The 21,757-nt window shown below is 72.2% G+C and carries 18 protein-coding genes; 8 read left to right on the plus strand and 10 right to left on the minus strand.

The window, feature by feature from the left end:
* The first annotated feature begins 55 nt into the window (after window positions 1–55).
* The gene (gene mshD / locus AC507J_RS14965; protein WP_496289756.1) at window positions 56–988 is read left to right on the plus strand and encodes a mycothiol synthase; all 933 of its coding nucleotides are present in this window, start codon (window positions 56–58) and stop codon (window positions 986–988) included.
* A 95-nt stretch (window positions 989–1,083) separates the two neighbouring features.
* On the opposite strand, the gene AC507J_RS14970 is transcribed toward mshD, so the two are convergent.
* Entirely contained in the window at window positions 1,084–1,914 is an 831-nt protein-coding gene (locus tag AC507J_RS14970) for an NUDIX hydrolase (RefSeq protein ID WP_496289757.1), read from the minus strand.
* A 71-nt stretch (window positions 1,915–1,985) separates the two neighbouring features.
* On the opposite strand from AC507J_RS14970, the gene AC507J_RS14975 reads away from it, so the two are divergent.
* Entirely contained in the window at window positions 1,986–2,954 is a 969-nt protein-coding gene (locus AC507J_RS14975) for a Gfo/Idh/MocA family protein (protein WP_496289758.1), read from the plus strand.
* 61 nt (window positions 2,955–3,015) lie between these two features.
* Here AC507J_RS14975 and AC507J_RS14980 read toward each other — a convergent pair whose 3' ends face one another.
* The 3 genes from AC507J_RS14980 to AC507J_RS14990 form a co-directional block, all read right to left on the minus strand.
* A complete protein-coding gene (locus AC507J_RS14980; RefSeq protein WP_496289759.1) occupies window positions 3,016–4,020 on the minus strand; it encodes an inorganic phosphate transporter in 1,005 nt (334 codons plus the stop codon).
* Between the two features lie 4 nt (window positions 4,021–4,024).
* Window positions 4,025–4,651 (minus strand): DUF47 domain-containing protein, encoded by a 627-nt coding sequence (locus AC507J_RS14985; protein WP_496289760.1) that lies wholly within the window; start codon window positions 4,649–4,651, stop codon window positions 4,025–4,027.
* A gap of 333 nt (window positions 4,652–4,984) precedes the next feature.
* On the minus strand, window positions 4,985–5,491 hold the full coding sequence (locus tag AC507J_RS14990; RefSeq protein WP_496289761.1) for a DUF402 domain-containing protein: 507 nt from the start codon (window positions 5,489–5,491) through the stop codon (window positions 4,985–4,987).
* 75 nt (window positions 5,492–5,566) lie between these two features.
* On the opposite strand from AC507J_RS14990, the gene AC507J_RS14995 reads away from it, so the two are divergent.
* On the plus strand, window positions 5,567–7,816 hold the full coding sequence (locus AC507J_RS14995; RefSeq protein WP_496289762.1) for an ATP-dependent DNA helicase: 2,250 nt from the start codon (window positions 5,567–5,569) through the stop codon (window positions 7,814–7,816).
* A 39-nt stretch (window positions 7,817–7,855) separates the two neighbouring features.
* On the opposite strand, the gene AC507J_RS15000 is transcribed toward AC507J_RS14995, so the two are convergent.
* A complete protein-coding gene (locus AC507J_RS15000; RefSeq protein WP_496289763.1) occupies window positions 7,856–9,157 on the minus strand; it encodes an AI-2E family transporter in 1,302 nt (433 codons plus the stop codon).
* A gap of 166 nt (window positions 9,158–9,323) precedes the next feature.
* On the opposite strand from AC507J_RS15000, the gene AC507J_RS15005 reads away from it, so the two are divergent.
* Both AC507J_RS15005 and AC507J_RS15010 read left to right on the plus strand, forming a co-directional pair.
* Window positions 9,324–9,662, plus strand: a complete 339-nt coding sequence (locus AC507J_RS15005; protein ID WP_496289764.1) for a GroES family chaperonin — start codon at window positions 9,324–9,326, stop codon at window positions 9,660–9,662.
* 146 nt (window positions 9,663–9,808) lie between these two features.
* Window positions 9,809–9,976, plus strand: coding sequence for a hypothetical protein (locus AC507J_RS15010; RefSeq protein WP_341717848.1), 168 nt, complete (start codon window positions 9,809–9,811; stop codon window positions 9,974–9,976).
* Window positions 9,977–9,983: 7 nt separating this feature from the next.
* Here AC507J_RS15010 and AC507J_RS15015 read toward each other — a convergent pair whose 3' ends face one another.
* Both AC507J_RS15015 and AC507J_RS15020 read right to left on the minus strand, forming a co-directional pair.
* Window positions 9,984–11,483, minus strand: a complete 1,500-nt coding sequence (locus AC507J_RS15015; RefSeq protein WP_496289765.1) for a PrsW family intramembrane metalloprotease — start codon at window positions 11,481–11,483, stop codon at window positions 9,984–9,986.
* 26 nt (window positions 11,484–11,509) lie between these two features.
* Window positions 11,510–12,724, minus strand: a complete 1,215-nt coding sequence (locus tag AC507J_RS15020) for an FUSC family protein (RefSeq protein WP_496289813.1) — start codon at window positions 12,722–12,724, stop codon at window positions 11,510–11,512.
* A 278-nt stretch (window positions 12,725–13,002) separates the two neighbouring features.
* On the opposite strand from AC507J_RS15020, the gene AC507J_RS15025 reads away from it, so the two are divergent.
* A complete protein-coding gene (locus AC507J_RS15025; protein WP_496289766.1) occupies window positions 13,003–14,403 on the plus strand; it encodes an FAD-binding oxidoreductase in 1,401 nt (466 codons plus the stop codon).
* Window positions 14,404–14,486: 83 nt separating this feature from the next.
* Here the strand turns inward: AC507J_RS15025 and AC507J_RS15030 are convergent, their stop codons facing one another.
* Both AC507J_RS15030 and AC507J_RS15035 read right to left on the minus strand, forming a co-directional pair.
* Complete coding sequence (locus tag AC507J_RS15030) at window positions 14,487–15,014, minus strand: hypothetical protein (RefSeq protein ID WP_496289814.1); 528 nt, start codon at window positions 15,012–15,014, stop codon at window positions 14,487–14,489.
* Between the two features lie 85 nt (window positions 15,015–15,099).
* Window positions 15,100–16,902 carry a glycerol-3-phosphate dehydrogenase/oxidase gene (locus AC507J_RS15035; protein WP_496289815.1) on the minus strand — a complete coding sequence of 601 codons (1,803 nt, stop codon included), beginning with the start codon at window positions 16,900–16,902 and terminating at the stop codon, window positions 15,100–15,102.
* A 178-nt stretch (window positions 16,903–17,080) separates the two neighbouring features.
* Here AC507J_RS15035 and AC507J_RS15040 point away from each other — a divergent pair, with 178 nt between their 5' ends.
* On the plus strand, window positions 17,081–19,666 hold the full coding sequence (locus AC507J_RS15040; RefSeq protein WP_496289767.1) for a S8 family serine peptidase: 2,586 nt from the start codon (window positions 17,081–17,083) through the stop codon (window positions 19,664–19,666).
* 114 nt (window positions 19,667–19,780) lie between these two features.
* Window positions 19,781–20,017: a hypothetical protein gene (locus tag AC507J_RS15045; RefSeq protein WP_496289768.1), complete on the plus strand. Its 237-nt coding sequence runs from the start codon at window positions 19,781–19,783 to the stop codon at window positions 20,015–20,017.
* Between the two features lie 54 nt (window positions 20,018–20,071).
* On the opposite strand, the gene groL is transcribed toward AC507J_RS15045, so the two are convergent.
* A complete protein-coding gene (groL, locus tag AC507J_RS15050; RefSeq protein WP_496289769.1) occupies window positions 20,072–21,694 on the minus strand; it encodes a chaperonin GroEL in 1,623 nt (540 codons plus the stop codon).
* Between the last annotated feature and the right edge of the window lie 63 nt (window positions 21,695–21,757).

A 21,757-nucleotide genomic window follows, 5' to 3' on the forward strand; every position in this document is an offset into this window, starting at 1 on the left:
ATCCCCCGTGTCGCCACTCCGACCAACCGCCGCTGCGCCCGCTAGCGTGGCCGGCATGAGCGAGCAAATGATCAGGCTCAACAGCTCCGACCGGCTCAATCCGACCGAGATCGCCGAGGTGCTGGCGCTGGCCCGGGCGGCGGGCGACGCGGACGGCGCGGACCCGCTCGACGAACACGTCCTGCTCCGACTCCGCGACGACCGCGCCCCGGCGGTCCACCTGACCGCCCGCACCACCGACGGGACACTCACCGGGTACGCCCACCTCGACACCGGCGATCCGGCGGCCGGCGTCGAGGTCGGGCTGGTGGTGCATCCGGGGTACCGGCGGCGGGGCACCGGCCGGGCGCTGGCCCGGAAGGTGCTGGGCCAGGAAGTACCGGCCGGCGGCAGCGGAACGCTGCGGACCTGGGCGCACGGCGACCACCCGTCGGCCGCCGCGCTCGCCGTGGATCTCGGCTTCCGCCGTGCGCGCGTGCTCTGGCAACTGCGCCGGCCGCTCACCGCACCGCTTACCGAGCCGCGGCTGCCCGACGGGGTGACGCTGCGTGCCTTCCGTCCCGGCGCCGACGACGAGGCGTGGCTGACGCTGAACGCGCGGGCTTTCGCCGACCACCCGGAGCAGGGCCGGTGGGCCGCCGACGACCTGCGGGTACGCCTCGCCGAGCCGTGGTTCGATCCGGCCGGCTTCCTACTCGCGGAGGAGTCGGCGACCGGCCGACTGCTCGGCTTCCACTGGACCAAGGTGCACGAGCGGCCCGGTTCGGCCCGGATCGGCGAGGTGTACGTGCTCGGGGTCGAACCGACCGCGCACGGCGGCGGGCTCGGTCGGGCCCTGACCACGGCCGGGTTGGCGTACCTGCGCGAGCGACGCGGCCTGGACCGGGTCATGCTCTACGTGGACGAGTCGAACACCGGCGCGGTCGCCCTCTACGAGCGGCTCGGCTTCGCCCGCTGGTCGGCGCACGTCAACTACCAGCGCGACTGAGCCCCCACGACCCGGCGTGGACCGGCGATCCGCCGCATCCCGGCCGGGACCGGCGATCCGCGCGACCCGGTCGCGGGGCGGCAAGGTCCGCGGCGTCACGGCAGGTAGAACCGGGGCCCGTCCGGGCCGGTCAGGTCCAGCCGGGGCGTGATCGGGGTGGCCGCGTCCCGGTTCGCCGCCGCTTGAACCACCGCGGCGAGGTCGGCGCAGGCCGCGACCTCGCCGAGGGTGATCAGCGTCGGCGGCAGCATGGTCAGCTCGCCGGCCTCGGCCCGGTCACCGGCGTCGCCGGGACGGATCCAGAGGGTGTGGTCGGCCTCACCGGAAACGTCCCGGGTGCGCTGTCCCTCCGGCAGCAACGCCACGAAGAAGTACGTGTCGAACCGGCGCGGCTCGAACTCCGGAGTGACCCACCGGCTCCATGGCAGCAGCAGATCCGACCGGAGGGTGAGCCCGCGCCCCGCGAGCAACTCGGCGAAGCCGCTGCGCCGCTGCTCCAGCTCGACCCGGGCGGCCTCCCAGCCGTCGTCGCTGACATCCCCGACGATCCGCTCCGGATCGGGGCCGGCGAGTAGCACCCCCGCCTCCTCAAAGACCTCGCGGGCCGCCGCGCAGACGACCGCCTGCGCGGCCTGCGGCGCCAGCCCGAGCCGGGTACCCCAACCCGCCGGGTCCGGTCCGGCCCAGTCCAGGTGGGCGGTGGAGTCCGAGGGGTCGACCCCGCCGCCGGGGAAGGCGTACATGCCGCCGAAGGCCATCGCCGCGACCCGGCGGATCAGGTACACCTCGAACCCCTCGCCGGCCGGGCGCAGCAGCAGCACGGTGGCCGCCATCCGGGGCACTGCCGGCGCGGCACCCGAGGCGTGGAACCGGCGGGCGTGCTCGACCAGCGTGGGTGGCGCCGGATAGCCGCGGTCGGTGGTCATGTCGGGAGCCTAGTTCCCGCCCCGTGGATCGCAGGTACAGCCCTCAGGTGATCTTCGGTAGCGTCACCCGCATGACTCGTTGGGGCATCCTCGCCACCGGCCACATCGCCGCCCGTTTCGCCGAGGACCTCCGGCTGGTGCCGGGGGCCGAACTGGTCGCGGTCGGCTCGCGTACGGCCGAGACCGCGCAGCGCTTCGCCGAGCGGCACGGCGCACCCCGGGCGTACGCCTCCTGGTCGGAACTGGCCGCGGACGCCGACGTGGACGTCATCTACGTCGCCACCCCGCACGCCGCGCACTACGAGGCGGCCCGGACCTGCCTCGCCGCTGGCCGGCCGGTGCTGCTGGAGAAGCCGTTCACCCTGGATCTGACCACCAGCACGGAGCTGGTAGACACCGCACGCGCCGCCGGGGTGTTCCTCATGGAGGCGATGTGGATGCGCTGCAATCCGCTCGTCCTGCGGGTTCGCGAGCTGATCGCCGACGGCGCGATCGGCACCGTCACCAGCGTACGGGCCGACTTCGGCGTCGCCGGGCCGTTCCCGCCTGAGCACCGGATGCGGGCCCGTGCCCTCGGCGGCGGCGCGCTGCTCGACCTCGGCATCTACCCGGTGAGCCTGGCTCATCTGCTGCTCGGTGTGCCACAGCAGGTGCGCTCGTGGGCGAAGCTGGGGCCGGAGGGCACGGACGAGAACACCGGTCTGGTCTTCGGGTACGACTCCGGGGCGGTCGCCACGCTGAGCTGCGGCATGGTGGGTGCGACCGGGCTCACCGCCTCGATCACCGGTACGGCCGGCCGGATCGACCTGCCCGAGCCGTTCTTCCGGCCGGGCGGGTTCACCCTGCACCGGGCCGATGCCGAGCCGGAGACCGTCACGGCGGAGCTGGTCGGTTCGGGCTACCAGTACGAGGCCATCGAGGTGCAACGCTGCCTGGCCGAGGGGCTGACCGAGAGCCCGCTGGTGCCGCACTCCGCCACCCTGGAGATCATGGCGCTGCTCGACGACATCCGTGCCCAGATCGGCGTCTCGTACCTCTGAGCCTGTTAATAGGGGCCCCTTGTACTACGCCAGGCGTTAACAAGGGGCCCTTCCTTACATCTCAGCTGAAGAGCGGTCGGACGACGAAGTACATGATCGCGCCGATGGAGCCGGCGGCCGGGAAGGTCAGGATCCAGGCGCCGACGATGTTGCCGGCCACCCCCCAGCGCACGGCGGAGAGCCGCTTGGTGGCGCCCACACCCATGATCGCCGAAGTGATCGTGTGGGTGGTCGAGATCGGCGCACCGAGCACCAGCGCGTTGAAGTAGAGCACGCCACTGGCCACGGTCTCGGCCGCGAAGCCCTCCGGCGGGCGCAGGTCGATGATCTTCCGACCGAGGGTCCGGATGATCCGCCAGCCACCGGCGTAAGTACCCGCGGCCAGTACGGCGGCCGAGGTCCAGAAGGCCCACTCCGGGATGTAGGTGGCGTCCTCCTGGTAGCCGCCGACGAAGAGGGCGAGCACCACGATGCCGATGGTCTTGGCCGCGTCCTGCATGCCGTGACCGACCGACATGGCCGCCGCCGAGGCGGTCTGGGCCCAGCGGAAGCCGCGGTTCAGCTTGCCCGGGTGCCCGTTCCGGAAGATCCACTGCACCGCGATCATCACGATGTAGCCGAGGACGAAGCCGACCATCGGCGACAGGATCATCGGGATGATCACGCTCTCGCCGATGCCGGTCCAGAGCACGGTGCCGGAGGCGGCCACGGTCGAGCCGACCAGGCCACCGATCAGGGCGTGCGAGGAGGACGAGGGCAACCCGAAGTACCAGGTGATGATGTTCCAGGTGATCGCGCCGATCACCCCGGCGAAGACGATGCCGAGGCTGGAGACACCGGGCGGCAGCTCGACCAGGCCGCTACCGACGGTCTTGGCGACCTCGGCACCGAAGTGCGCGCCGATGAAGTTGCCGATCGCCGCCATGCCCAGGGCCACCCGGGGGGTGAGCGCCCGGGTGGAGATGCTTGTCGCGATCGCGTTGGCAGCGTCGTGGAAGCCGTTGGTGTAGTCGAACACCAGGGCCACCCCGATCACCGCCAACACCGCGATGAGCTCGGGACTCACAGGCTCAGGACTCCTTGACCGCGATGGTCTCGACGGTGTTGGCCACGTGCTCGAAGGCGTCGCAGGCGGCCTCCAGCTCGTCGGCGACCTCCTTCATCTTCAGCACGGTCAACGCGTCGTACTCGCCGGAGAAGAGGCGGACCAGCAGCATCCGGTACGCCTGGTCGCCGTCGTTCTCCAGGCGGTTGATCTCGATCCAGTAGTCCTCAAGGTCCTTCATCGACTTCAGCCGGGGCATCGCCTCGGCGGTCAGCTTCGCCTGCTGGTCGAGCACGTGCACCAGCTCGTGCATCTCCCGGGGCAGCGACGGCAGCTTGGTCAGCCCGTAGAGGTAGAGCAGGTTGCCTACCGCCTCCAGGTGGTCCATCACGTCGTCCAGCAGCGAGCCGAGACGGTAGATGTCCTCCCGGTCGAAGGGGGTGACGAAGGTGGAGTTGATCTTCTTGTACAGCTCGTGGGTGATCTGGTCGCTGTCGTGCTCGACCTCGGTGAGCCGCTCGCTGACCGACTGCACCTCGACGTCGGGCAGGGCGAGCTCGTTCAGCAGCTCGGTACCCCGGACCAGGTTCTGCGCGGCCCTGGTGAAGAGCTCGTAGAAGGCGCCCTCGTTGGGGCGGAATGAAAACCTCACAGCACGGACCTCGTCGTGTTGGTGGTAGGGGTGGCAGCCGCCGGCCGGCGCCCTGCTGAGGGAATGCTAGGGAACCCGCGGAGGGGCAATTCGGCGGCCCACCCCTGGCCAGGTGTCATTCACTGGTCGTTCACCTTCCGTTCACCTGCGCCGCCTCGTGATCCCCAGCAGCCGCTCGCGTTTCGCCTCGATCGGCGACCGAGCGAGCCAATACCCCGAGGGCGCGAGTGACGAACGCCGCAATCCGAAGGTGCCGCGCCGGGCCGGAGCGCGGGAGAACGGACCGGGCGGAGCGCGGGAGAACAGACCGGGCCGGAGTCCGGGAGGCCGGCCTCAGATGACCAGGGCGAGCCACTTCCGGTACGAGGTGGCGAAGGGTTCCGTGCCGTCACCGAGCGCACCGAACAGCCAGCCGGCCGCCGCCTCGGCCGCCACGACCAGTTCGTCCGGGTAGCCGAAGCGGGCCCGGTGCTCGGCGAACTCGTCCTCGTCGCGCAGCTCGACCAGGCGCGTTTCCCGTCGGCGGACCACGTCCAGATCGAGGTCGATCAGGTGCACGGTGTCGTCGCCCTCCCAGCGGGCCGGGGTGGTGATGTCGCAGTAGACCTCGCTGGTCCGGGGCGGCGGGTTGAACATGCCGGTCCACCAGGCGTGGTGCGGCACAAGCACGACGAACGGGATCTGCTCGACCGAGGGCCGGCCGTGGTAGACCGAGCTGGTCCCCGCCGGCACGCCGAGCCAGACGCCCAGGTCGTCCTCGGCCAGGCGACGGGCCGGGTAGTCGCGGTGGGCGCTGCCGTCGTACTTGCGGTAGATCACGCGGACCACGTCGCTCGGCATGAGTCGCACCCTAGCCGATTCCGCCCACGCCACGCCGTCGGGAAATTATCGGACAACGAGTAGGTATCCCGTCCCGTGACGCCGCAACACGGCCGATCGGTACGACACGCCGTCGGCCCCGGCCGGTACCGTGCCACCGTGACCCCGCCCCGCGCCACCACCGGCTTCGCCTCGACCAGCGCCAAGGCCCGTCGCCGGGGTGACCGGCCGGGCGGTGCCGACCTACTGGCCGCCGCCGTCGGCGCGGTGCCCGGTGGCGCGGCCCGCCCCGGCCAGCAGCAGATGGCGACGGCGATCGAGGAGTGCGTGGCCAGCGGTGAGCACCTGCTGGTGCAGGCCGGCACCGGCACCGGCAAGTCGCTGGCGTACCTCGCCCCGGCACTCACGGTCGACGGGCCGGTGGTGGTCTCCACCGCCACCCTCGCGTTGCAGTCCCAGCTCGTCGAGCACGACCTGCCCCGGCTGGCCGACGCGGTCGAGCCACTGCTCAAGCGGCGGCCCACCTTCGCGGTGCTCAAGGGCCGGCACCATTACCTCTGCCTGGCCCGGTTGGAGAACTCCTCGGAGGACGAGCCGGCGGACACCCTCTTCGACGCGCCGGCCGAGCGGCCGGCTGGCGGCACCCGCTGGCTCGGCGAGGCGGGTCGGCTCGGCAAGCAGATCCAGCGGCTGCGGGACTGGGCGCTGGAGACCGACACCGGCGATCGGGACGAGTTGGATCCCGGCGTCGACGACCAGGCGTGGCGGCTGGTCTCCATGCCGGCGCGGGAGTGCGTCGGTGCGTCCCGCTGCCCGTACGGCGCGGAGTGCTTCGCGGAGGCGTCCCGGGCCCGGGCGCGTGAGGCCGACATCGTGGTCACCAACCACAGCCTGCTCGCGGTCGACATGCTCGCCGGCCGGCACATCGTCCCACCGCACAAGCTGCTCGTCGTGGACGAGGCCCACGAACTGTCCGACCGGGTCTCCTCGGCGGCCCAGGCGGAGCTGACCCCGGAGCTGATCGACCGGTCCGCCCGCCGGGCCCGCCCGTTGCTGCGTCCGGAGACGGCCGAGGCGCTGACCGCGGCCGGCGACGCCCTCGCGGTCGGGCTGGCCGAGGCGCCGGTCGGGCGGATCACCAGCGGTCTGCCGGGCCCGCTGCGCGAGGCCTGCACCCTGCTGGACGCCGCGACCCGCGCCGCCCTGGACAGCATCGGCGACATCAAGGCCGACGATCCCGACCCGGTTCGCAAGCAGCAGGCCAAGGCCGTCCTCGACGAGCTGTCCGGCACCGCCCAGCGGCTGCTGGAGGAGGCGGAACACGACGTGGCCTGGGTGGAGCGCAACGACGCCACCGGCCGTCGGGCGCTGGTGGTGGCGCCCCTCTCGGTCGCCGGCACGCTCGCCACCCACCTCTACGACGAGCGGACCGTGGTGGCCACCTCGGCCACGCTGGCGCTCGGCGGCCGGTTCGACACGGTGGCCCGGGCCCTGGGCCTCGAAGCGCCCCCACCCGGCCCGCCGTCACCGGCCGCCGCCGCCCTCGCCGAGGCCACCCGGCGACCGGCCGGCGGTACGGCCACGGGCGACGACCGGACGGACCGCGCGGCTGGTACCGAGGCCGGAACGGTCGACGCCCGGGCGGGCGCGAGCGGCGGGGCCGCCGACTCCGGGCCGGGCTGGCGGTCGCTGGATGTCGGCTCGCCGTTCGACTACGCCCGGCAGGGGATCCTCTACGTGGCCGCGCACCTGCCCCGCCCCGGTGCCTCCGGGTTGCCCGACGCGGCCGGGGAGGAGTTGCTTTCGCTGGTCGGCGCGCTGGGTGGGCGTACGCTCGGGCTCTTCTCCTCCCGACGGGCCGCCCAGCAGGCGGCGGAGCTGTTGCGGGCGCGCACCGACCTGCCCGTGCTGTTGCAGGGCGAGGAGGCGTTGCCGCTGCTGGTCCGCCGGTTCCGGGAGGAGCGGTCGAGCTGCCTGTTCGGGGTGATGTCGCTCTGGCAGGGGGTGGATGTGCCGGGTGACTCGTGCCAGCTCGTCGTGATCGACCGGCTGCCCTTCCCCCGGCCCGACGAGCCGTTGGCCGCCGCCCGGGCGGCGGCGGTCGACGCCCAGGGCAATTCCGGCTTCGCCGCGGTCAGCGTCCCGATCGCGGCGGTCCGGCTGGCCCAGGGCGTGGGCCGGTTGATCCGGGCCACCGGCGACCGGGGCGTGGTGGCCGTGCTCGACTCCCGGCTGGAAACCGCCCGGGGCTACGGGGCGTTCCTGCGCCGCTCGCTGCCGCCGTTCTGGTACACCACCCGCCCCGAGGTGGTGCGGGGCGCGCTGACCCGGCTCGCCGACGACTGACGCCGGGTCGCGGCCCGACCGGACCGACGACAGGCCGGCTCAGGGTGCCCGGGAGGCGACGACGACCGCGTCGGGTGGGGTGTCGGGGACGGTACGCGCGGCGAGCCGGCGCACCGCCGTGTTGAGCACCGCGATCACCGGCACCGCGACCACCGCGCCGGTGATCCCGGCGAGCACCACACCGGCGGCCAGACCGATGATCACCGCGAGCGGATGGATGGCGACCGCCCGGCCCATGATCAGCGGCTGGAGGATGTGCCCCTCCACCTGCTGCACGCCGATCACCACGCCGAGGATGATCAGCGCGGTCACCGGCCCGCTGTCGACAAGCGCCACAAGCACCGCCACCCCGCCGGAGAGCGTCGCACCGACGATCGGGATGAACGCGCCGAGGAAGACCAGGGCGGCCAGCGGGAAGGCGAACGGGATGTCGAAGATGACCAGGAAGACGCCGATGCCGACGGCGTCGATGAAGGCGACAAGCACGGTTGCCCGGACGTAGGCGACCAGGGTGGCCCAGGAGGCCCGGCCGGCGTCGTCGACCTTCCACCGCGCCGCCACCGGAAGCAGCCGGACCAGGAAGCGCCAGATGATGTTGCCGTCGCGCAGGAAGAAGAAGGTGGCGAAGAGCACAAGCACCGTACCGGTCAGCACCTCGGCCAGCGTCGCGGCGGTGGAGAGGGCCCCGCTGGTGAAGCGTTCGGTGTTGTTGTTCACCCACTGCTGGAGTTCGGTGAGATAGCGGTCGAGGTCGTTGTCCGACAGGTGCAGCGGACCGGTCTTGAGCCAGTCCTGGATCTGCTGCAACCCCTGGGTCGACTTCGCGGCCAACTCCGGGACACCCTTGATGAACTCGTTCACCACCAGGGTCAGCGTGCCGATCACCGCAGCCAGCCCGGCGACCAGCACCACGGCGGTCGCCAACGACCTCGGCAGTCGCGCCCGCAACAGCCAGCCGACCGCGGGCGCGAGCAGGGCCGACAGCAGCATCGCCACCGCGAGCGGGATGATCACGATGCTGATCGTGCCGACCAGTTTCAGCAGCGCCCAGAAGACGACGCCGACGACGATCAGCCGCCACGACCAGGCGGCGGCGATCCGCAGCGCGTGCGGCACGTCCGCGTCGTCACGGCTGGAGGTGGAGTTGTGCAGGGCCGCCGGCGGAGTGTCGGTGCCGACCACGGTGGCGGCCGGTGGTGCCGCCGGGCCAGGGTGCGACGGCGAGGCCGTCCGGGCCGGTTCGGGTATGTCGGGTGGCCGGCTCCGCGCGGCCCGAACCGATTCCCGTCCCGACTCGTACGCGCGACGCAGCCGCCCCCGAATCCGCTCGAACCGGCTCAAGCGAACCTCCCCGAATGGTCGTGCCCTGCGCACAGCGTCAGGTCGGACAGGATACGCCCGAGCGCTTCACGGTAGGGCAATTCCGCCATACCTTGCCCCTACCGGTGCCCGTCCAACCCGGTGACCACCGGCGGCCGGCCGGGGACGACACGGTAGCGTCTGCGACGTGACAGCCGACCAGAACCTCGATTCCGGCCTGCCCATCCGGCTGCTGCACGACCGCGTGCTGGTGCGGGTGGAGGGGGGCGACGGCGAGCGGCGGTCCACCGCCGGCATCGTGATCCCGGCCACCGCCGCCGTGGGCAAGCGCCTGGCCTGGGCCACCGCCGTGGGAGTCGGGCCGCACGTCCGTTCCATCGTCTCCGGCGATCGGGTGCTCTTCGACCCCGACGACCGCTCCGAGGTCGAGCTGCACGGCCGTGGCTACGTGCTGCTCCGCGAGCGCGACGTGCACGCGGTGGCCGCCGAACGGGTCGAGGAGGACGCCACCGGGCTCTACCTGTGAGCCCGTCGGCGCCGTAGCGAGGTCACTCATGCCGTTGGTCGGCGTGCCAGCCGCCGGCCACGCCCAGTTGCGCGTCCCGAAGCCCGCGTCGTTTGCCGCGCTCCCCGGCGGGAAGCCAGCCGCACCACCGGCCCTGGGGAGGGACGATGCCGGTATTAGTGAAGAAGGTGCTGGCTTGGGGAAGTCTCGCGTTCCTGATCTACTTCATGGCGTTCCGGCCCGAAGGCGCCGCGGAGATGTTCCGGGCGATCGGCGCCGCCCTGCTGATGATGGCGCAGGGCCTCGGCGACTTCCTGACCAGGCTGATGGCCTGAGCGCGGTTCAGTGCTGCTGCGGCGGCCAGGGCGGCGCGGGAGGCCGCTGGCCGTACCAGCCGGGCGGGCCGTAACCGGCGGCGAACGCCGGTGGTGGCGGCGGTGGGGCGAGCACCACCGGAATCGGGACCACCGGCTCCTCGGGTGCCTCCACCGACCGCTGCGAACCGTCCGGGAACCGCAGGTGGTACCGGCGCCCGTCCCAGACGCCGACCGGCGACTGCGGGTCCCGGCCCACGAAGTACGACCGGTAGGTGCTGATCAGTTCCAGCAGCTGCTGTTCCTCCCGCGCCGTACGCTCGCGGTCGCCGGGCCGGCGATCCAGGCCCCGCAGCGAGCCGTCGCGCAGCAGCGCCAGCCGGGTCGCCGCGAACTGGTAACCGCGCATGGCGCGCAGCCCGGCGTCGCCGGCCACCCGCCGGGCCCACGTCCGGGCCGCGTGCCGCCGCCCGAGGCTGCTCAGCGCCGCGACCTCGGGCGGGGTGAGCCAGCCGGCCCGGACATAGTCCGGCAGGGTCCGCTCGGTGAGCCGCCCTTCCCAGGCACGTAGCCACACCGCCAGGCCGACCATGCCGAAGAAGATCGGCACCATCACACCGACCATGCCGACGAGCGTGATCAACACCTCGCCGGTGGCCTCGGTCAGGGTCGGCAGCAGGTTCCAGGCGCCGTGCAGCATCATCGCCAGCAGCAGGCCGGCGAGCGGAGCGAGCACCCGGACCCGGCGGTCCGCCGTACGGGCCGCGATGCCGAGGCCGACACCGGTCATCGAGGTGAACAACGGATGGGCGAACCCGAACAGCAGGATCCGGCCGATGAAGATGGCGATCACCTGTTGGGCGCCGGTGGCCGGCCCGTACTGCTCGACACCGGCGGCGTACCCGCGCCCGCCCAGGTAGAGGATGTTCTCCACCATCGCGAAGCCGATCGCGGAGAGCCCGCAGTACACCAGCCCGTCGGTGATGCCCGACCACTCCCGGCGCCGGAACAGCAGCAGCAGAATCGGACCGAGCGCCTTGGTCAACTCCTCGATGAAGGGCGCGACCAGTACCGCGGTGAGCGCGATCGGCAGCCCCCGCTTCTCGAACCAGCTGGCGGAGGCCTCGTTGACCAGCAACGACGCGGCGGTGGAGACGAACGCACCCCAGGCGAAGCAGAAGATCAGGTACTTGAGCGGCTCGGGCTCGTACCGGTCCAACCAGAGAAAACAGGCCACCAGAACCGGGACCGGCAGAATCGCGGCGGCCGTGCCGATCAGGAGCGCCTCGACGCCGAGATTGGTGCCGAGGGTGACCAGCATGAAGATCGCGCAGGCGGCGATCAGCAGGATCACCCCGGCCAGCACCAGGGCCCGCCGCCAGTTGAGCTGGCGACGTGGCAAGCCGGGTACGCCGCTGACCGTCGACGGGACAGCGGGCACGGACGGCGACGGCGGCAGCGATCCGCCGGACGGGGTGTCGGCCATGCGGCCAGCGTAGTCATCTCCGGCCCGTCGGGCCGGGCGCATCGACCGCACCGCCCGTGACCAGCGACTCAGCCCACTGGCGGTGCGGTCGGTGGCTTCGCCGTTGGTTCCGGCCCGGCCGGCGCACCGGGCCGTTCCAACGCGCCGAAACGCTGCCGTACCAGCCGGTTGGCCTCTTCCTGGCTGATCCCCGAGGCGACCATCAGGTCACTTGCGGTGGTACGCACCTGGGCGACCACGACGCTGCCGGAGAACCCGACCCCCTCGGCGTACGCCTGGCCTGCCTCGGTGACCGCGCGTAGTGACCGCTCCCGTGCCTGTTCGGGCTCCTCGCCCCGGGCGAACTCGTGCTTCAGCACGCGTACCGCCTCGGCGAGATGGCTGATTGCCGCCGGCATCGACTCCGGGATCGGCTCGCCGTCCTCGATCAGGGTCACCGCGCGCCGGATCAGCGTTCCGCTGTTACGCATCGCCCGGTCGATCGGATCGGCCGCCTCCGCGTAGTGGGTGAGTTCGCTGCGCCGGTGCCAGCGCGCCGGGGAGAGCAGGGCGGTCTCCTTGGCGCCCTCGATCGCCTCGCTCAGGGTGCTCAGCTCCTGCTTGTTGTCCCGCAACCGGTCCAACGCCTGCTGAACCTTCTCCCGGTCGCCGTCGCGCAGGCCCTCGGCGGCGTTGTCCAACTGCTCGGCGAGCAGGTCCAGGGCCGGCCGGGCGGCCCGGTTCAGCACCCGCAGCGGGTTGAGCGGTAACAGGATCGCGGTGACCAGTAGCGCGATGGTGCCCCCGACGAGCGCGTCGATGAAGCGCGGGATCTCCAGATGCTCGACCGACGGGCTGAGCGTCACGATCAGCACCGCGGTCGCGGCGGCCTGGATGACGATCGCGACGCTGCCCCCGGCGAAGATGGTAAGCACGATGGCGGCGGTGACGACCAGCCCGAGCTGCCACGGACCGGTGCCGAGGAGATAGATCAACAGGTCACCGACCGCCACGCCGACCGCCACGCCGACGATCAACTCCACGGTCCGGCGGAACCGCTGGCCCACCGAGACGGCGAGGGTGCCGACGGCGGAGATCGGGGCGAAGACCGGCTGCGGGTTGCCCAGCAGGTCGTGCGCGGCCACCCAGGACAGCCCGGCCGCCAGGCCAGCCTGCCCGGCCAGACCGAGCGACATCCGTACCCGGTGCAGCCTGTCGCGCAGGGTCGCCTTGCCCCGGTGATGCAACTGGGCCACGGTCTCGGCGATCCGGGCCGTGTCCACCTCAGACAGGCTCTCGGGCATGCGGTCGCGGCGCAGCAGCGAAAATCGTCGATTCCGGGGCACCGCCATGTCCGCGACTACCCACCCCACGCCCGGACATTCCTCCCTGCGGAGTAAGGAAGGGCCCCTTATTAACGCCTCCGGTAGAGGAAGGGCCCCCTATTAACATCACGCCGTCCGTGCGCACTCAACACGCACTCAACATCACGCCGTCCATGCGCACTCAACGCGCACTCAACATCACGCCGTCCGCGCGCACCCGCTTGGTGATCACCACTTACCGGTCGTAGCCTCGGCGCATGGCCGCCACCGCCCTCCTCGACGACCTGCGCGCCGCCCTCGGACCGGAGGCGGTGCTCACCGATCCGGACCTGCTCCGTGGGTACGAGCGGGACGAGGCTGACCTCTGCGCCGCCGGTACGCCGCTGGCCGTCACCCGGCCGCGCAGCACCGAGGAGGTGGCCGCCGTGGTCCGGGCGGCCGGACGGTACGGCGTACCCGTGGTGCCGCAGGGGGCGCGGACCGGGCTGGCCGGCGCGGCGAACGCGATCGACGGCGCGGTGCTGCTCAGCACCGTGGCGATGGACGCGGTCCTGGAGATCGACCCGGTGAGCCGGATCGCGGTGGTCCAACCCGGCGTGGTCAACGCGACGCTAAGTGCCGCAGTGGCCAAGCAGGGGCTCTGGTACCCGCCGGATCCGGGCTCCTGGGAGTCGTCCACCATCGGCGGCAACGTGGCCACCAACGCGGGCGGCATGTGCTGCGTGAAGTACGGCGTGACCAGCGAGTACGTGCTCGGCTTGGAGGTGGTGCTCGCCTCCGGTGAGGTGCTGCGCACCGGCCGGCGTACGGCGAAGGGGGTGGCCGGGTACGACCTCACCCGGCTCTTCGTGGGCTCCGAGGGCACCCTCGGCGTGATCACCGAGGTGACCGTGGCGCTGCGTCCCGCCCCGGCGGAGTCGCTGACCCTGGTGGCCGTCTTCGGCTCCACGGCGGCGGCCGGCGAGGCGGTGGCCCGGATCGCCGCCCAGGGCCTCTCCCCCAGCCTGCTCGAACTACTCGATCGCACCCATCTGGGGGCAATCGAGGCGTACCGGCCGATGGGGTTGCGCACCGACGCCGAGGCGCTGCTGCTGGCCGCGGCGGACACCGGCCCGCGAGCCGCCGCGGACCTCGCCGACCTGGCCGCCGTCTGCGAGGCCGTAGGCGCCGCGGAGGTCTACGCGGCCACCGACGCGGTGGAGGCCGCGGCGCTGTTGCAGGCCCGCCGGCTGGCGCATCCGGCGATGGAGAGGTACGCCGCCGAGGCGTACCCGGGCGGCAATGGTGGCCTGATCATCGACGACCTGGCGGTGCCCCGGGGCGCGCTGGCCGCCCTGCTCGACGGGGTGGCCCGGATCGCCGCCGAGTGCCAGGTGCCGATCGGTGTGGTCGGTCACGCCGGTGACGGCAACATGCACCCGAACATCGTGGTCGACCGGGCGGATCCGGTCAGCCTGGCACGCGGCCGGCGGGCCTTCGACGAAATCATGCGGCTCGGTCTGGACCTCGGCGGCACCTGCACCGGCGAGCACGGTGTCGGCCTGCTCAAGCGGGACTGGCTCGCCCGCGAGATCGGGCCGGTGGGCGTACGGGTGCATCAGGCGATCAAGGCGGCGCTCGACCCGACCGGATTGTTCAACCCGGGCAAGGTGCTCTGAACCAGCCCGGTCGCCCACCTGCCGCGTTGTTAAGAAGGGGCCCTTCCTATACACGAGGCGTTAATAGGGGGCCCTTCCTTGCACTACGGCGTGGTCAGTTGGGCGGGGGTGTTCTGGGTGAGGAGCAGCAGGATCTCCTCGGCCACCAGGGGACGTTCCTCGCCGGGGCAGTCCTGCGAGGTGATCAGGCCGGCCTGGGTGAGCAGGCTGGAGGTCAGGGCACCGACACAGACGACCTTGTAGCCGCGTGCCTCGTCGGTCTCCCGCGCCAGCGTCGGGTTCGCGAGCAACTCCTGCAACCGTTCCTGATGTTCCTCGCTGAGCACGCCGGTCGAGGTCACCCCGTCGCCGGCGCAGTTGACGCACTCCCACCGGCCGTCGGGCTCCACGTTGAGGGTGCGCAGCGGCCCCTCCGTGCCCTCGTTCTGCAGCAGGCTGACCCGGTGCTTCCCGGCGTTCGCGGCACCGCCGGCACCCGGCTGGGCCGAGTCCGGTGTGCCCGGCCGTGTCGCTGCTTCGTCCTGGCCCCGGAACGGGGCGCACCCGCCGAGCGCAACCGCCAGCAGTGTGGCAGCGAACAGGGAGACAAACCGTGACCTGGAGAGCGCCATCACGGGCGGAACTTACCCCACCGTAGGTAGCGAGCGTAACCCGCCGGACGGGCATCCATTGCGTGCTATCTCCAGAGTGGATCGCTCAGCGGGGCAGCCCGGCGTCGTCAGCGCCCCGATCCGCGGCGTAACCGCGCACGTCGGGCGCGCCGAGGCGCGCCGCGTCGGCGGTGGCGTCGTCCGGCATCAGCTGGGACTGCCGTTCGGCCTCCACCCGCGCCCGGTAGTGGGTCACCTCGCGGGCCCGCCGCGCGTCGTTCCAGCCAAGCACCGCGCCCATCAGCTCGGCCGCGTGCTCGACCGAATCCAGGCCGCGGTGTGTCGTCTCGAAGGAGATCCGGGTACGCCGGGTGAGCACGTCCTCCAGGTGCAACGCCCCCTCGGCCCGGGCCGCGTACGTCACCTCGGCGGCAAGGTACTCCGGCGCGCCGGCCAGCGGGGAGGCCAGCAGCGGGTCGGCGTCGATCAGCGCCAGCAGGTCGAGCGTCAGGCTGCCGTAGCGCTCCAGCAGGTGCTCCACCACCCCGACCGGCACCCCGTGCCGGCGGGCCAGGTCCGCCCGGTCACGCCACATCGACGGGTAGCCGTCCGCGCCGAGCAACGGCAGGTCGGCGGTACGCGACGGCCGCTGCCCGCCGAGCCGGTGCGCGGCCCGGTCGACCACGTCGGCGGCCATCACCCGGTACGTCGTGTACTTGCCCCCGGCGACCAGCAGCAGCCCGAGCATCGGCTCAATGACCGCGTGTTCCCGGGAGAGCTTGGAGGTGGAATCCGCCTCGCCGGCCAGCAGCGGCCGCAGCCCGGCGTAGACGCCCTCGATGTCGGCGGTGGTGAGCGGCCGGTCCAGCACCGTGTTGACCTGCCGGAGCAGGTAGTCGATGTCGCTGGCGGAGGCCGCCGGGTGGGAGCGGTCCAGCCGCCAGTCGGTGTCCGTGGTGCCGATGATCCAGTGCCCGCCCCACGGGATGACGAAGAGCACGCTGGTTGCCGTCCGCAGGATCAGCCCGGTCTCGCCGGTGATCGCCGAGCGGGGCACCACCAGGTGCACCCCCTTGGAGGCCCGGACCCGGACGCCGGGGCGCAGCCCGACGTCGTTGAGCATCCGGGACATGTCGTCGGTCCAGACGCCGGTGGCGGCGATCACGGTGCGGGCGCGTACCTCGAACTCGGCCTCCGGCGAACCGGCGGGCGCCTCCAGGTCGCGGACCCGGACCCCGGTGACCTCCCGGGCCTGCCGGATCAGCCCGACCGCGCGGGTGCTGCTCACCACGGCCGCGCCCAGGCTGGCGGCGGTACGGGCCAGCGTGACGACCAGCCGGGCGTCGTCCACCTGCCCGTCGTAGTAGCGGATGGCACCGGCCAGCGCGTCGGCGCGCAGGCTCGGGAAGATCCGCCGGGCACCCTCCCGGCTCAGGTGCCGGTGCAACGGCATCCCCCGACCGCCGCCAAAGAGACCGGCGAAGGCGTCGTACGCGGCCACTCCGGCGCCGTAGTAGGCGCGCCGGGCCAGGCGGGCGGGCAGGTCACGGAGACTTCGCCCAGCCGGCAGCGGCACCAGAAACGGCACCGGACGCACCAGGTGCGGCGCCAGCCGGGTGGCCAGCAACCCGCGCTCGGTCAGCGCCTCGTGCACCAGGCCGAATTCGAGCTGCTCCAGGTAGCGCAGGCCGCCGTGGATCAACTTGCTGGACCGGCTGGAGGTGCCGGCCGCGAAGTCGCGGGCCTCCACCAGGGCAACCTTCAGCCCACGTGAGGCCGCGTCGACCGCCGCACCGGCACCGGTCACGCCGCCGCCGATGACCAGCACGTCGAAGCGTTCGGACCGCAGCCGACGCAGATCGGCGGCGCGGCGGATGGGCGAGAGCTGCCCGGCGACGGACCGGGACACGTGTGGATCGCGCACCCGTCCACGGTAACCCCAGCGCCCCACGCCCCAACAACCCGTGGATCTTGCACTTCTGGTCGCTGGAATCTCACGTTTCGCGGCATATTTCCGGACCAGAGGTGCATGATCGACGGGTGCCGGTGCACCGGCAGTGGCGCTCGGGTTTTCGTAGGGTGTGCGGATGCGGGCGGAGTACTCGACATCCGGCGGTGCCGGCAGTCCCTGGGCGGTCGTCGCGGCGGTGCTGGTCGGCTGCTGGGCGGTCGCGGTCACCGTGCTGGCGCAGGGCGGCGGGTGGCTGGTCGACCAGGTGCTGCTGCTCAGTGGGCTGGACCGGCTGGTACCGCTCTGGCCGGCGCTCGGCCTGCTCACCGTGCTCGGCATCGGTACCGCCGCGCTGCCGCTGGCGATGGTGCCCCGGTCGCCGGTGATCCGGGCCACCGGCCGGTTCTGGTTGGCCGGCGCGTTCGCCCTGGGCGGGCTCGGGCTGCTGCGTGCGATTCCCCCGGTGCACCACGAGACATACCTGGCCGCGCTGGCCGCCACGGCCACGCTGCTGGCGCTTGTCGCGAAGCGGGTGCTGGCCCGCTTCGCCGGCACCGCGAGTCACCCGGCGGCGACGACCGAGCCGGTGGCGGCGACCGCGACGCCCGCGACCGGCCCACACCCGGCGACGACGACCGAGCCACCCGCGACCGACTCCCTCCCGGCGACGGCGACCGCGACGCCCGCGACCGGCCCACACCCGGCGGCGGCGATCGAGCCGCCCGCGACCGACTCCCACCCGCCGGGTGGGGCCGAGGGCCGCCGGGCGCGGCCGGGGGTCGGGACGCTGCTCGCGATGGCTGCCGGGCTGGTCCTGCTGCTGCCCTGGGTCTGGGTCGGCGCGCTCGGCGGGTTGTTGGAGACCCTCCTCGCCGGGTTGGCCGCAGCGGCCGTCGGGATACTGGCCGGGACCCTGCTGGACGCCCGGTTCTGGGGTCACTTCGAGTCCGGCGAGCCACCTCGACCGGCCCGGTTGGTGCTGGTCGGCGGCCTGGTCGCGGGGGTGGTGCTGCTGCTTGTCGGCGCCGGTGTGGGCCAGTCCGGTGCCCAGTTGCCACTGCTGGTGACGCTGCCGCCGACCGGCTTCGCGCTTGCCGCGTTGCACGTCCTCGGCCAGCGCACCGGCCAGGAGCGTGCCCACGACCCGGTCAGCGGGCGAACGCCGGTCGCCTGGCTGGTCGGGCTCGGCGTGTTCGGCCCGCTGGCCTTCACCGATCCCGAAGAGATCAGCCTGTTGCTGGCCACCACCCGGGACGTGCCGTTCTGGGTGGCGGTCGCCGCCGGTGCCGGGCTCGTCGTCGCGATCCTGCTGGCCATCGCGTACGGCCTGTGGCTGGGCCGTCGTACGGCGCGGCCACCCCGTCGGGCGGTGGCCGGGGCGACCGCCGTGGCCCTGCTGATCGCGGTCGGCACGATCGCCGTCACCGCCGGCCAGCCCGGTCTGCACGGCGAACGGCTCTTCGTGGTGCTGCGGGAGCAGGCGGACCTCAGCGGCCTGCCCATCGGGCCCGGAAAGGACGGCCGGGACGCCCGCGCCGCACAGGTCTACCAGCGGCTGGTCACGACCGCCGAGCGGAGCCAGGCCGACCTGCGGCGGGAACTGCGCCGGCTGCGGTTGGCCCACACCCCGTACTACCTGGTGAACGCGATCGAGGTGAACGGCGGCCCAGCGGTACGCGCCTGGCTGACCAGCCGACCGGAGGTGGACCGGGTCCTGGTCAGCCAGCGGCTCCGCCCGTTGCCGGCGCTGGCCGGTGCGGCCGGCGGCAGTGCGCCCGCACCGGGCGGTCCAGCCTGGAACATCACCCTGATCGGCGCGGACCGGGTCTGGTCCGAGCTCGGCGTCAACGGCACCGGGGTCACCGTGGGCAGCTCCGATTCCGGTGCGGACGGCGGACATCCGGCGCTGGCCGAGGGCTTCCGGGGCGGCGACGACTCGTGGTTCGACCCCTGGAACGGCACCCGGACGCCGACGGACCGCAGCGGGCACGGCACCCACACGGCGGGCAGCGCGGTCGGCCGGGGCGGCATCGGCGTGGCACCGGCCGCGGACTGGGTGGGCTGCGTCAACCTCGACCGCAACCTGGGCAACCCGGCGGCCTACCTCGACTGCCTCCAGTTCATGCTGGCACCCTTTCCACCGGACGGCGATCCGTTCACCGACGGACGGCCGGACCGGGCACCGGAGATCCTGACCAACTCGTGGGGTTGCCCACCGATCGAGGGCTGCGACCCCCGGGCGCTCCGGCCGGCCGCGGACGCGCTGGAGGCCGCAGGCATCCTCGTCGTCGCGGCGGCCGGCAACACCGGTCCCTTCTGCGGCTCGGTGCAGGACCCACCTGCGGCGTACCCGGACGTGCTGACCGTCGGGGCGGTGGACGAGCAACGTCGGGTGACCGACTTCTCCAGCCGGGGGCCGGCGGCCGGGCTGGCCAAGCCGGATCTGATGGCGCCGGGGGCCGACGTCCTCTCCGCGATGCCGGGTGGTGGCTACGCCCGGCTCGACGGCACCTCGATGGCCACCCCGCAGGTGGCCGGGGTGGTGGCGCTGATGTGGTCGGCCAATCCGGAACTCGTCGGCGACCTGGACCGGACCCGGCAGATCCTGCTCTCCACGGCCACCCCGATTCAGCCGGGCGACGGGAACTGTGGTGACGCGCGGAACGTGGTCGGTGCCGGGCTGGTCGACGCGTACGCGGCCGTCGAAGCCGCCATGGACTGAGCAAGAATAGCGGCGCACTGAACAAAAAGGGGCGAATGCCCTATAGACCCCGATAATGCCGTTCACCCGTTCCGGCCATCGACGGCCCCCTACCGTTTGCGTAAGGAGGCAGCCATGACCACGGACGACGATCAGACCAAGGACGTCCCGCCCGTCACCTGGGCCCACGAGCTCCCGGGCCAACTGCCGATCGACCGGCTCGACTACGGCGACGCCGAGCAGTTGGCGGAGATGACCGGGGCCGCCGAACCGCCCGAGGAACCACTCATCCTGGTGGACGAGCCGGTTCCGCACCGCCCGCCGTACGGCCGAGCACAGAAGCGGCGCAACCAGCGTCCGCTACCGACATAGCAGAAAGGGCGGACCGCTGACGCGGTCCGCCCTTTCTCGGCGTTGGAGCTGGACTCAGAAGTCCATGTCCCCGCCACCCGGGCCAGCCGGGGCGGCCGGGGCCTTCTCCGGCTTGTCCGCCACCACGGCCTCGGTGGTGAGGAACAGCGCGGCGATCGACGAGGCGTTCTGCAGCGCCGACCGGGTCACCTTGGCCGGGTCGATGATGCCTGCGGCCAGCAGGTCCACGTACTCGCCGGTCGCGGCGTTGAGGCCGTGACCCGGGTCGAGGTTGCGAACCCGCTCGACCACGACGCCGCCCTCAAGGCCGGCGTTGACGGCGATCTGCCGCAGCGGGGCGTCCAGCGCGATCTTGACGATCTGCGCGCCGGTCGCCTCGTCGCCGGCCAGGTCCAGCTTGTCGAAGGCGGTCTTGCCGGCCTGCACCAGCGCGACACCACCACCGGGGACGATGCCCTCCTCGACGGCGGCCTTGGCGTTGCGGACGGCGTCCTCGATGCGGTGCTTGCGCTCCTTGAGCTCGACCTCGGTGGCCGCGCCGACCTTGATCACCGCAACACCGCCGGCCAGCTTGGCCAGGCGCTCCTGCAGCTTCTCGCGGTCGTAGTCGGAGTCGCTCTTGTCGATCTCGGCCCGGATCTGGTTGACCCGGCCCTGGATCTGCTCGGCGTCGCCGGCACCGTCGACGATGGTGGTCTCGTCCTTGGTCACCACGACCTTGCGGGCGCGGCCCAGCATCTCGAGGCCGACGGCGTCCAGCTTGAGGCCGACCTCCTCGCTGATGACCTGGCCACCGGTGAGGATGGCGATGTCGGTAAGCATGGCCTTGCGGCGGTCACCGAAGCCCGGCGCCTTGACGGCGACCGACTTGAAGGTGCCACGGACCTTGTTGACCACCAGGGTGGCCAGGGCCTCGCCCTCCAGGTCCTCGGCGATGATCAGCAGCGGCTTGCCCGACTGCATGACCTTCTCCAGGATCGGGAGCAGGTCCTTGACCGACGAGATCTTGCTGTTGGCGATCAGGATGTACGGGTCGTCGAAGACGGCCTCCATACGCTCCGGGTCGGTCATGAAGTACGCGGAGATGTACCCCTTGTCGAAGCGCATGCCCTCGGTGAGCTCCAGCTCCAGCCCGAAGGTGTTGCTCTCCTCGACGGTGATGACGCCTTCCTTGCCGACCTTGTCCATCGCCTCGGCGATGATCTCGCCGACGCTGCTGTCACCAGCGGAGATGGAGGCGGTGGAGGCGATCTGCTCCTTGGTCTCGACGTCCTTGGCGAGCTTCAGCAGCTCCTCCGAGACGTTCGCGACCGCAGCCTCGATGCCCCGCTTCAGGGCCATCGGGTTGGCGCCGGCGGCCACGTTGCGCAGGCCCTCGCGAACGAGAGCCTGAGCCAGGACGGTCGCCGTCGTCGTGCCGTCACCGGCCACGTCGTCGGTCTTCTTGGCGACCTCCTTGACCAGCTCAGCGCCGATCTTCTCGTACGGGTCCTCGAGCTCGATCTCCTTGGCGATGCTCACACCATCGTTGGTGATGGTGGGGGCACCCCACTTCTTCTCGAGCACGACGTTGCGGCCCTTCGGGCCGAGGGTCACCTTCACGGCGTCGGCGAGCTGGTTCATGCCCCGCTCGAGGCCGCGGCGCGCCTCTTCGTCGAACGCGATCATCTTGGCCATACGGCGTTGTCCTCCTGGACACTCACGGGCCACCCGAGTGTGTGCCCCGGATGGGCCGCCTGG

Source organism: Micromonospora sp. PRAS1, assembly GCF_059553435.1.